11 protein-coding genes, 1 tRNA gene, 1 other RNA gene and 2 pseudogenes are annotated in these 10656 nt (G+C 46.6%); 11 read left to right on the top strand and 4 right to left on the bottom strand.

Annotated features, from left to right (window positions below):
- Window positions 1-83: 83 nt before the first annotated feature.
- Window positions 84-271, top strand: a non-coding RNA gene (gene ssrS / locus QUB04_RS26745) — 6S RNA.
- A 252-nt stretch (window positions 272-523) separates the two neighbouring features.
- Here the strand turns inward: ssrS and QUB04_RS26740 are convergent.
- Window positions 524-694 (bottom strand): annotated as a pseudogene (locus QUB04_RS26740) (ISKra4 family transposase); the annotation flags it as partial.
- Between the two features lie 63 nt (window positions 695-757).
- On the opposite strand from QUB04_RS26740, the pseudogene QUB04_RS26735 reads away from it, so the two are divergent.
- Window positions 758-1489, top strand: a pseudogene (locus tag QUB04_RS26735) (IS1 family transposase).
- A 189-nt stretch (window positions 1490-1678) separates the two neighbouring features.
- A complete protein-coding gene (locus QUB04_RS26730; RefSeq protein WP_333289107.1) occupies window positions 1679-1837 on the top strand; it encodes a hypothetical protein in 159 nt (52 codons plus the stop codon).
- A gap of 78 nt (window positions 1838-1915) precedes the next feature.
- Here QUB04_RS26730 and QUB04_RS26725 read toward each other — a convergent pair.
- Together QUB04_RS26725 and QUB04_RS26720 are read right to left on the bottom strand one after the other, a co-directional pair.
- A tRNA-Ser gene (locus QUB04_RS26725) sits at window positions 1916-2002 on the bottom strand.
- A gap of 34 nt (window positions 2003-2036) precedes the next feature.
- Window positions 2037-2954 (bottom strand): TIGR04168 family protein, encoded by a 918-nt coding sequence (locus tag QUB04_RS26720; protein ID WP_333289105.1) that lies wholly within the window; start codon window positions 2952-2954, stop codon window positions 2037-2039.
- 210 nt (window positions 2955-3164) lie between these two features.
- On the opposite strand from QUB04_RS26720, the gene nadA reads away from it, so the two are divergent.
- From nadA to QUB04_RS26680, 8 genes are all read left to right on the top strand, one after another.
- Window positions 3165-4133, top strand: a complete 969-nt coding sequence (gene nadA / locus QUB04_RS26715) for a quinolinate synthase NadA (protein WP_333289103.1) — start codon at window positions 3165-3167, stop codon at window positions 4131-4133.
- A 201-nt stretch (window positions 4134-4334) separates the two neighbouring features.
- Window positions 4335-4952 carry a TIGR04282 family arsenosugar biosynthesis glycosyltransferase gene (locus QUB04_RS26710; protein ID WP_333289101.1) on the top strand — a complete coding sequence of 206 codons (618 nt, stop codon included), beginning with the start codon at window positions 4335-4337 and terminating at the stop codon, window positions 4950-4952.
- Window positions 4953-5362: 410 nt separating this feature from the next.
- The gene (locus QUB04_RS26705; protein ID WP_445301096.1) at window positions 5363-6082 is read left to right on the top strand and encodes a TIGR04283 family arsenosugar biosynthesis glycosyltransferase; all 720 of its coding nucleotides are present in this window, start codon (window positions 5363-5365) and stop codon (window positions 6080-6082) included.
- Between the two features lie 114 nt (window positions 6083-6196).
- Window positions 6197-6706 (top strand): photosystem I reaction center protein subunit XI, encoded by a 510-nt coding sequence (locus tag QUB04_RS26700; RefSeq protein WP_333081456.1) that lies wholly within the window; start codon window positions 6197-6199, stop codon window positions 6704-6706.
- A gap of 57 nt (window positions 6707-6763) precedes the next feature.
- Window positions 6764-6880 (top strand): photosystem I reaction center subunit VIII, encoded by a 117-nt coding sequence (locus QUB04_RS26695; protein WP_333042098.1) that lies wholly within the window; start codon window positions 6764-6766, stop codon window positions 6878-6880.
- A 337-nt stretch (window positions 6881-7217) separates the two neighbouring features.
- A complete protein-coding gene (locus tag QUB04_RS26690) occupies window positions 7218-7772 on the top strand; it encodes a hypothetical protein (RefSeq protein WP_333289098.1) in 555 nt (184 codons plus the stop codon).
- A 137-nt stretch (window positions 7773-7909) separates the two neighbouring features.
- Window positions 7910-8797, top strand: coding sequence for a hypothetical protein (locus tag QUB04_RS26685; RefSeq protein WP_333289096.1), 888 nt, complete (start codon window positions 7910-7912; stop codon window positions 8795-8797).
- A gap of 105 nt (window positions 8798-8902) precedes the next feature.
- Window positions 8903-9553: a DUF2996 domain-containing protein gene (locus tag QUB04_RS26680; RefSeq protein ID WP_333289094.1), complete on the top strand. Its 651-nt coding sequence runs from the start codon at window positions 8903-8905 to the stop codon at window positions 9551-9553.
- Window positions 9554-9768: 215 nt separating this feature from the next.
- Here QUB04_RS26680 and QUB04_RS26675 read toward each other — a convergent pair whose 3' ends face one another.
- A complete protein-coding gene (locus QUB04_RS26675) occupies window positions 9769-10590 on the bottom strand; it encodes an alpha/beta hydrolase (RefSeq protein ID WP_333289092.1) in 822 nt (273 codons plus the stop codon).
- Window positions 10591-10656: the final 66 nt, after the last annotated feature.

Genomic DNA, 10656 nt, shown 5'->3' with positions numbered 1-10656 from the left:
CTATAAAAAGCCTTTGAAAAAAAGGAAAAAGAAGCCTGCGGTCTAACTGTACTCAGTTGACAGTCAGGTTTGTTCACATAAAGGTTCTACTGCGACGTTGGTGACTGCCAATAATGTTTTTTTGATCTATAACTCTTAACTCTCGGGAATCAAGATGTTTGGACAGCAGTAAACTGGGCTTGTACCCAGAAACTTTAAGTCCGAGCCAACGGTACCCACCTGGTAAAATACCAGGTCAAAAGCTGAGGTAAGACGGCGTTGCGGGGAACCATTAAAATTTGGATAGAGATAGGCGCTGTGAAATATGGCTAGCCTATTTTTTTTTAGATACACGCTTTTACTCATAGTAAACGTGAGCTCGACGAGGGCTTTTGCAACGGGAACATCCCGGTTTTGCAAAAGCCTCAAATGGCTAAGGATCGCGAATTAAATAACTTACAATTTTAATTGTTATTGTGGGATGGGCGTCCCGCCCGTCCTTTTTCGACGGGCGGGACGCCCATCCCACTTTCAAGAGTGGAAGTTATTTAATTCTCATTCCTAAGAGGTCGTTGAGGTAGGCACAACGAAATTTTAGCATTTGATTGACATTTTTTTTCAACCATTGAGTCCCAGAAATTTTCAACCTTCTATCTATTTGTTTGACCGTCGATTCCACCGCTCCCGAGCCGATGGAACAAATCTGGCGTTGCTGAATTGAGGTATGATAAATGGAGCGAGGGATTCATAAAAACCAACTAACTGAAAGTGAAAGACAATGAAATGTCCCGAATGTAAGTTAACTCATGTTAATAAAAATGGTCACAAAAAAGGCAAGCAAAATTATATTTATGTTGACGGTGACAGGCAATTTATAGATTGCTATCAAAGCCACCGTGGCTACGAACAAGAAGTTAAATATGAATGCCTAAAAATGTAGATCGAGGGAATGGGTTTTCGGGCGATAGAGAGAGTAAAATGCGTGCCTCACAGGACAAGAATTAATTGGGTCAAGCAAGTTGGAAAATTGCTACCATCGGCTTACGCTCCCGAGATAATTCCCGAAGTAGGAGAACTAGATGAACTACAAACTTTTATCGGCTCAAAAAAAAAAGGGGTGTGGACAGTAGTAGACCACTTTAGACCAGGTATTCTAGGAGGGGTATTAGGAGACCGAGCGTGCTAAAACATTTGAACCTTTGTGGGATGTAGTTAGTAAATGGGGATGTTATTTTTATGTGACGGATGGCCCGAAAGTTGATCCAATGTTTATTCCAGATGGAGACCAAATTATATCCAAAACTTACATGACTTGCAGAAGGTGAAAACACAAGATTAAGGCATTATCTGGCTCGATTAAAACGAAAAACTCTTTGTTATTCTGGCATCAGAAAGAATGCTCAGATATTCAATTAAGCTACTTATTCATTACCTCAAGTTTAATGATGTTCCCGTTCCATGTTCAATTAATTATTCCGAGCGAGCATTACTCACCGCACGGGATTCCTAAATCATACCCCCATTCAGCAAGGCCAGTTGCAATAAGCGGAGAACAGATGACCTTGAACAAGAATTAGCAGAAGCCCGCGCGGACTGCGCCAAGCTTCTAGAATCTAGTACCCACATCACCAATAAGCTCAGGCAAGAATTAGCCGAAGTGCGATCGCAACTTACGACCGAGCGCGCCGATCGTGAGAAAATGGAAACACAGCTCGCCGACCTGAAACAAAAATCAGCCACTGCCAGCGAGTTGCCAGAAGCGGCCGACTTGCTCAATCAGTTGAAAAACAGACGCAAAAAGTCCGGGGCAGACTTGGCAGATATGGAGGCGGTTTTGGACATATTAGAAAACCATTAGCGCGAAAGTTGAGCGGAAAACGGTTTTTCTTGCTATGTAGTTAACCTGAAACCCTTAACAGGCAAGAGAATTGTTAAACGGAGAGGGTGGGATTTGAACCCACGGTGACATCACTGCCACACTCGATTTCAAGTCGAGCGCATTCGACCACTCTGCCACCTCTCCTGGCGCATAAATTTTATCATACCAGCAAATGTCTCTAACTACAAATAGCCGCAGATTCAGCGCGCCGATAAAGAATTTGTTCTCTTTCTACCGCGAAATCTTCGCCTACCCATACCAGAGACACTTCCGACACTGCTCCATTTTCCAGCAGGACGATCGAGAAATTCCGCAATTTCGAGCACTCTCTCTCCACAATTCGCGGTACGCTGGCCGCATTCAAATAAACTGTACCCTCCGCACTCACCTCCAGCGACTTCCGCAACTCGTGCTTCGTGTGCCGCAGTTTGTGGTGCATATGACCAAAAGTTACCAGCGGTATGTGCTTCCCAGAACTCCGAGTTTGATCGATCGCCTCCGCAAAATCCGGGTCGCCCCAATCCCCTCCCAGCGGCTTCCAATCTCGCCCGCAGGGGTCTTCAGGAGCCTCTCCTAACCCCGTCGGGCCCGTGTGACCCAAAAAAATCACATTTTCGCAATCGGCATCCGCTGCCGCCCCTGCAATGCGCCGCGCCGACTCCTCAAAACTTTCTACCCCAAACCACTCCGAGTAAAAATCCCCGTACTTCCACTCCGATCCCCCCCAAGTAAACGGGCGGCTTCCCACCACAGTTACGCCCAATTCGGGAAAATCACGCTTCCCGTAACCGACGTGAGCTTCTCCCATTAAATCTAACTGCTGTTTCACCCAATTTTCTTGAGTGCGATCGTAAGGGCACTGACTGCGGCCCCACTCTGTCGCTGTGTACCAAGCGTCGTGGTTCCCAAACACCGCTGCTTTCGGAATGTCCAATTGGGCGATCGCCCGCACCACCTCCACCGACTCATTGCCAAAATCCCCCACAAACAGCACCAAATCAACGCCCAGATGCTTCAGGGCCTCGCCGTCTTCAGGTTCCCAGCGATCGTGAACATCCCCCACCACCGCAATTTTGATAGATTTAGCTTTATTCATATGATTTGTCATGTGCGATCGATCCCTAGCCCCTTCTTACTCAGCATAAGAAACAGCGACCTATTTTTGCACTCTCCCGCAGCATATTTTGGATTTTAAATTTGAGATTTTAGATGAGCTCCACTGAACAGCCAGCACTTTTTGGTGAATTCAACTATAATTCAAATACACTTTAGCTGTCTTCGCCACCTTCCCCGGAATATTCTAACTGTGTTTACCACCGCACCTGCTCCGAACTTTACTCAAACGCGACTGCCCGACGACTTGTTTGCAGCAATTAACGCCCTCAAACAAGAGTTGAACGCCGTCATTCTCGCCCACTATTACCAAGACTCCGAGATTCAAGACATCGCAGACTTCATTGGGGACTCCCTAGAACTTGCCCGCAAAGCCGCCAACACCAGCGCCGATGTCATAGTTTTTGCCGGAGTTCATTTCATGGCCGAAACCGCAAAAATTCTCAATCCCGACAAATTAGTATTGTTGCCAGACTTAAATGCTGGGTGTTCCCTCGCCGACAGTTGCCCTCCCGAAGCGTTTGCAGCTTTCAAAGCCGATCGACCAGGACATTTAGTAATTTCCTACATTAATTGTACCGCCGCAATTAAGGCAATGAGCGATATAATTTGCACCAGTTCTAACGCAGTTAAAATTGTCAACCAAATTCCCGAAAATCAGCCGATAATTTTTGGGCCCGATCGCAATCTCGGCCGCTACGTCATGGAACAAACAGGCAGAAACATGGAAATCTGGCAAGGAGCCTGCATCGTCCACGAAAACTTCTCAGAAAAAAAGATAGTTCAACTCAAAATCGAAAATCCCGAAGCCGAAATAATTGCCCACCCAGAATGCGAACCTCCCGTGCTGCGCCACGCTAATTACATCGGCTCCACCACCGCTTTGCTCAAATATTCTCAAGTTAGTTCCAGCCCAGCTTTTATTGTCGCGACTGAACCGGGAATTATTCACCAAATGCAAAAGCAAGCTCCGCACAAACGCTTCATCCCCGCTCCTCCCAACAATAATAGTTGTGCTTGCAACGAATGCCCGCACATGAGATTAAATACCTTGGAAAAATTGTATCTAGCTATGAAAAATCAAACCCCTGAAATTACCATGCCCCTAAATATTCAACTAGCAGCCTTGCAGCCGATCCAGCGAATGCTAGAAATGAGCTAACGGTTGACAGTTGACAGTTGTCAGTTGACAGTTGACAGTATTTTAGGATGGGTTGAATCCACGGATTAAATTAGTAATCATGGACGCGAAAAAACCGGTTTCTCCGAAAAATTGCGGATGCTCGCCACAGAAACCGGGTTTTTAGCCCCGCGTGCGTCCAGGACTGCATTAGGTCATTTCTTTAAAAATTATGGACAATCGATGATTTTAGAAAAACTGATTGTTTTCACCCGCTATCCCGAACCGGGAACAACCAAAACTCGACTAATTCCGGTGCTGGGAAAAACAGGCGCTGCCAACCTTCACCGCTTGATGGCCCAACGGACGATCGCCTGCGCTCTCTCTCTCGAAAAAACCCGCCGATTATCGGTAGAAATTCACCGAGCCGGCGGCAGCCAACAACTGATGCAAGAGTGGTTGGGAAGTGATATTTATTGTGAAAATCAAATAGACGGTGATTTGGGCGCAAGAATGACAGCAGCCTTTCAAAACTCTTTTAATTCAGGTGTTGAGAAAACTGCAATTATCGGCACTGATTGTCCGGGTTTGAAAGCAGAAATCATGGCACAAGCTTTTGAGGAATTGAGCCAGCACGATTTAGTTTTGGGCCCGGCCAAAGACGGAGGTTATTATCTGATCGGGCTGCGGCGAGCGATACCGGAATTGTTCGGTGGCATTCACTGGGGAACCAGTCAAGTATTGGCTTGTACGCGGGCGATCGCCCAAAAGCTCGATCTCAATATTGCTTATCTTCCCACTCTTGCAGATATCGATCGACCCGAAGATCTCCTCGGTTTAGATATTAATATGTTGAAATAACTAAAGTCTATTTAAGTTTGATAATTTATTAGAAATTGTCATATATTATTTGAAATAAATACTTGATTGTGAAACCAGAACGTCATAATATAGTAATTGTATTTGTCTAACCAAATGCTGAATCTCAGTAGCAGTTAGACAGCGCTTGGGACAATAGTCCCAGGCGCGAGAAAAAGCCAAAAATTACCAACTAAATTAGCAACTAACAGCTCCGCTTTGTACAAAACCCGCCCCGCCAGATGAAAGCCCAATGTAGGCGCGGGCCAGGTGTAAAAAATGAGCAACTAATAGCTTTGTTTTTTACCAAACTCTCACGTTAAGGCAAAATGTAGGGGCGAGCCCGGGGTCAGAAATGGGCAAAATCAGCTTTGTACAAAACCCGCTCTCTCTCACGGGCTGCTTAATTCTGTATGTTGTCGCCAGAAAATCCCAATCTCAAAATTTCCCTGATCATTCCAGTCTTAAACGAAGCACCTACAATTGCCTCAGTCATCTCCACCGCCCTTGAGGCCAAAAATGTCGAAATAATTGTCGCCGACGGCGGCAGCAGCGACGGTACTACAGATATAGCAAAATCTTTGGGCGTCCGAGTTATCTCCACCGCCCCAAGCCGCGCCACCCAAATGAATGCAGGTGCCACCGCAGCTACTGGAGAGATATTGCTGTTTCTCCACGGAGACACTCTTTTGCCTCGCGGGTACGACTCTTGCGCGCGTCGGGTACTAGCTAACCCGTCTGCAGTAGCAGGGGCCTTTGAACTCAAGATTGACGCCCGCAGGCTCAGCCTCCGGCTGGTAGAAACAGGGGTAAACTGGCGATCGAACTTTTTACAAATGCCCTACGGCGATCAAGCTATTTTCCTCAACGCAGTTACCTTTGACAAAATCGGCGGTTTTCCCGACTTACCCCTGATGGAAGACTTTGAATTCGTGCGGCGGTTGAAAAAACAAGGCCGCATTGAAATAGTACCCCAGCCAGTGCTGACATCCGCCCGTCGCTGGCAGCAGCTTGGGGTGATCAAAACCACCGCCATTAATCAAATAGTAATCATCGCTTATTTCCTGGGAGTGTCGCCCGATCGACTCGCTTTCTGGTATAAGAGGCAAAAGAAAAATTCTTCCAAAAACTAAAGAATAGTGAACTTTTCTAAAGCTCGCTGCCAATTATGCAAATAGGAAACACGTCCCTGCGTAAAATATGACTTGAACGCCTCAACTTTTACGCACAGCGAGGAAAAAGAGAATATGGCCGATCCCAGAGATGCAGAGCTGATTAAACCCTTTAACGGCGACCCCTTCACGGGTCATCTCGCAACTCCCATCAGTGCTTCTGATTTCACAAAAGCATTCATTGGGAACTTGCCCGTCTACCGCAAAGGACTCTCGCCCCTAATTCGAGGCCTAGAAATTGGTTTGGCACACGGTTATTTCCTCGTCGGCCCCGAAATCGTCTTCGGACCCCTGCGGGATTATCCAGAAGCAGCTAATCTCGGAGGATTATATACAGCCCTCGTCTTAGTTCTGCTTGGCACACTAGGTATGTCTGCTTACGGTTTAGTCTCTTTCAAACAAGACAACACCAGCTACCCTAGCGCTAATCCCATGACCCCTGATGCCCTCAGAAATGCTGAAGGGTGGAGCCAGTTTACCGGTGGTTTCTTCATTGGTGGAATGGGTGGTGTCTTTGTTGCCTACTTCTTACTCGAAAACTTTAACGGCGTTGATGCCATTTTCCGGGGTTTAGTCAACAATTAGACTCAACTCCCACATATCCCTGTTGGAACACACTAACTTTAGTTTGGAGAATTTGATATGACAGGTTCCTACGCTGCCTCTTTCTTGCCTTGGATTTTGATTCCCCTAATTACCTGGGTGATGCCGGTGGTGGTAATGGGTTTGTTGTTTATCTACATTGAAAGCGACGCCTGATCCTTACCCCTCAAGTAAGACCTAAGTTGGAAAGCCGAAGTAAGATGATTGAGGAACAATCGCTCTGAAATTTCTAGATAAATCTAGGGAAAATCAGCAAAAATTGTTTTGAGATTGCTGGCTATCAGAAAACTTAGTTTCTTTACCCCCATCCCCAGAATTTATCTGTGGAGCAATCTTTCAGTTTTCTTCCTTCAAAACTCGTAATTGCAAAAAAATCCTCTGCCTGTAGGTAGAGGATTTTTTTGCAAAGAAGACAAATCATCCGATCGGGGAACACAAATTGCCAAATTCTGAGCCACAATTGTTATGGAAACCTACTAATGAGGAGACAGCGATGCAATTTTCCCCCGCACGCAGAATTTTAGCTCCATTCCTGATCTCGGTACTGCTGTTAGTGACCGCCTGCGGTCAAACCCAAACCGAATCACGCTGGGACAAAGCTCAGCAGGAAAGCACCCAAAAACCTGGTAAAGCACAGCAGACAACTGCTGATAAATCAAGTGCTAGTAATCAAAACCTGCCCAAGAAGGCAGTTGCAGGCGGTAAGTTAAATAAATACTTCCCGTCTTCTGGCGGTGGATTCGATCGCGTTTTTGCTCAAGAAAAATCCGGTTTTGCTGAAGCTAAGTTGAACAAAGACGGTAAAAATGTCGCTGTACTCTCGATTAACGACATCGCCGGCAACCCCAACGCAGGTGCAAAATTTAAGCAAAGTACCAAGCAAATTGCCGGCTATCCCGCCATTAATCAGGGTGCTAATGGTACCGCTGTTTTAGTGGCAAATCGCTATCAGGTGAAAGTTCAATCGCGCAGTCCCTCTTTTACCGCTAGCGATCGCGAAGCTTGGCTCTCAAAATTTAACCTCGGCGGCCTCGCCCGCGTCAAATAGCAATGTCTCTTGTCACACTCCGCGCCCGATTCCAGTCTGGCGCTATCAGAACTAAGTCTGCCACAATGAGACAGTGAAGTTTTGCAATCTGCCAAAAGTAATACCTTTGATTTTCGTTCCAGCATAAGGAGTTTTTTGTGAGCAAAACAGTCTTTGAATTAGTCGATCAACTGCCTCAAGACAACATGACTGTCAAAGCCCTGCGAGCGCTTGACTTTGTGGTTCCCGGCGAGTGGAACAATTTAGTGGGCTTTGAAAATACCATTCGCACCGTTACTGGCGAAACAGACGAAGAACTGATCCAGCAAATTGGCGAGCGTGCCATCTACCTCTACAACGATAAATCTGAGGGCTACCAGCGCGCTCTCTGGCTCTACCAAACTATTGACAGTGCCGACAAGGCTTTGGGCACTGCTGCCCTCGCTAACAAAGTCTCCCAAAATGTGCCGTTTTTGTCCATGCTCGGCAATCTCACTCCCAAGCCGGAAAAAGCTCAAACGATCGACCTTTCTCTGAAGTTAGTCACTGAGTTGCTGGCTTTTTGCCAAATCAACGGCCTTCCCGGCGACAGCATCGGCGATTTTGCCGCTTCCTTGGGCGACTACGGCGGCGAATCCCTGATGCGGATGGCTGCTTTGGTTTGCTTTGATGGTTTGATTCCCCTGGGCCCGGACTTTATCATGGCAACTCAGTCTTGGATTCAGAGGCTCTCCCCGAACGATTTGCAAGATAATTCGGTGTTTAAGTCGATCGGCGGCATGATTCCAGGGGGCTCTCCCGCAGGCCAGTTGGGCTTTATCGGCGAAAGCTTTAACTCGGTTTCCGGCTGGATGAGCTCTTTTGTGAGCGATCGAGGTTTGACTCCCCAAAACGTACTCGGCCACTTGCAGAATTTTGTAGATATTTCAGCAGACAAGGTGGACTACGTGGGCGCCTTCCTCGACATGACTACCAACTACTACGAACACACCGGTGTTCAAACTCTCGCCCGCCGTTTGATTGAACGAGCTGTCGCTGAGATTTAGAATAATCTCAAGAGTTGTGATGTTTGCTGGCGATCGCCCTGTGAGAGTGTTTTCAGTTCAAATTTTTTTGACTCGCCATTCTCTCAGGTTGGTTTTGGATAAAATGTGTGCCATCAAGAAAGTCGATCGCCCGCTTGCTCAACTCCCAACTCCTTACCCAATCACTTTTACCAGGAAGCGTTAATGTCAGAAGAACCGAAAAATCCTACCGCTGGCGAATCGGAAACTCCCAGTGCTTCGATCGAGAACGCCCCGAGTTCCGACACAGCCGAGACAAGCGACTTTCCCAGCACTGACAAGCCTCAGCCGGCTGCTAAAAAGCCCGCAGCCAAGGCCGAAGGCGACAAGCCCCCAGCTAAAGCTAAAAAGGAAAAAGCACCTGCTGTTGAAGACAAGCCCTTTGCGGAATTTATTCAACAAGATTATTTGCCCGCTTTGCAAACTGCTTTGACTAAGCAGGGCGTTAAGGATTTAGAGGTGAGTTTGGCCAAGCAAAAACTCCCGGTTGCGGGCATGAGTTCCGCCGGGGATTGCTGGCAGGTAATTGGGAAATTCCAAGAAGGTCAGCGCCAATTTAACCTGTATTTTCCTCAAGAAAATATTCAAAGTCAAAGAGCATTTTCCTGCGCTGAAAATAATACCAAAACAAGCACTTTAGAGCCTTTTTTGATAGATGAGCGCAAGGTAACACTAGACCTCATGGTGTTTGGCGTCGTCCAGCGGCTTAACGCTCAAAAATGGCTAAATCTTAATTAGTCAGTAGTCAGTAGTCATTAGTTATTAGTCATTAGTTATTAGTCAGTAGTCAGTAGTCATTAGTTATTAGTGGCTTGTCTTCCGGCACTTACTAATGAGTGTCAGGGCGGGTTAATTGTAATATAAACTTTACCCCTCGCCCCATCTCTAATTTTGCCCCCACTGCCTCAGAAGCGAGAAGTCATAGCTAATGACTACTGACTAATGACTACTGACTAATGACTATTGACTAATGACAGATTTTCTTCGGATTTTGTCAAAAAATTGCGAGCTTGCATAATCCCATAAAGGTTAACATCTGTTTCTAACAAACAAGCATGACCGCTGTTAGCCAGCAGCACCATTTCAGCTTTGGGAATTACCTTGACTAAAAGCTTCGCTTCTACTAGAGAAGGCAGCAGCCGATCGGCACCGCTAGCAATTACTAGCGTCGGCTGTTTGATGCCGCGCAACTGATTTTCGTCAACATTAAACGATCGCACTAACGCCAATCTCCACACAGACGTATTTTGCGGTACTGCTTGCATCGCTTCTAGCAAAGCGCGGCGATCGTCGCGCCCAATCTTTCCTAATGATGCTAATATCGGCAATAAACCGATTACCGACAGCGGATAAAGGTTGGCCGGCAGCCACTGAGTCAGATACGACCCCCACTGCACCCAAGGCTGCTGTCGAAACGAAGAAGCTGGATTAACTAAAATTAATCGATCGCACAATTGAGGAGCTTCTAAAACAGTTTTCATCGCTAAACAGCCCCCAAATGACTCGCCGCACAGATAAACCGGCCGCTTCGGCTTTCCGGCTTGCTTTTCTGCTTCAATTAAGGCTATTGTTTCGCTAACCAGTACCTCCCAACTAGCCATGTCGTCAGCCGGTACAGTTAAGCAGCGAATATCGAAATGATTTGCTAATTTAGAAATTTGCGGCCGCAGCAGCAAACCGCTGCCATCCATGCCGGGCAGAAATACAAATAAAGGGCGATCGGGTTTAGGCGGTTTGGGGGTTAGGAAACGAATCTTGTTGTTAGCATTTGCCATGATTCAAGTCAAGCGATTTTAGATTTTAGATTTTAGATTTTAGATTGGAAATCTGACACCAGCCCA

This window comes from Microcoleus sp. D2_18a_B4 (genome assembly GCF_036702475.1).
GTDB lineage: Bacteria > Cyanobacteriota > Cyanobacteriia > Cyanobacteriales > Microcoleaceae > Microcoleus.
Note: the sequence above shows the minus strand (reverse complement) of the source record. Positions and strands in the feature narration are given on the sequence as shown.

Excerpts from the sequence above, each read along its gene's own strand:
- QUB04_RS26730 (WP_333289107.1), top strand. The coding sequence starts at position 1,679 with ATGGAAACACAGCTCGCCGACCTGAAACAAAAATCAGCCACTGCCAGC.
- QUB04_RS26720 (WP_333289105.1), bottom strand. The coding sequence starts at position 2,954 with ATGAATAAAGCTAAATCTATCAAAATTGCGGTGGTGGGGGATGTTCAC.
- QUB04_RS26710 (WP_333289101.1), top strand. The coding sequence starts at position 4,335 with ATGATTTTAGAAAAACTGATTGTTTTCACCCGCTATCCCGAACCGGGA.
- QUB04_RS26705 (WP_445301096.1), top strand. The coding sequence starts at position 5,363 with ATGTTGTCGCCAGAAAATCCCAATCTCAAAATTTCCCTGATCATTCCA.
- QUB04_RS26700 (WP_333081456.1), top strand. The coding sequence starts at position 6,197 with ATGGCCGATCCCAGAGATGCAGAGCTGATTAAACCCTTTAACGGCGAC.
- QUB04_RS26695 (WP_333042098.1), top strand. The coding sequence starts at position 6,764 with ATGACAGGTTCCTACGCTGCCTCTTTCTTGCCTTGGATTTTGATTCCC.
- QUB04_RS26690 (WP_333289098.1), top strand. The coding sequence starts at position 7,218 with ATGCAATTTTCCCCCGCACGCAGAATTTTAGCTCCATTCCTGATCTCG.
- QUB04_RS26675 (WP_333289092.1), bottom strand. The coding sequence starts at position 10,590 with ATGGCAAATGCTAACAACAAGATTCGTTTCCTAACCCCCAAACCGCCT.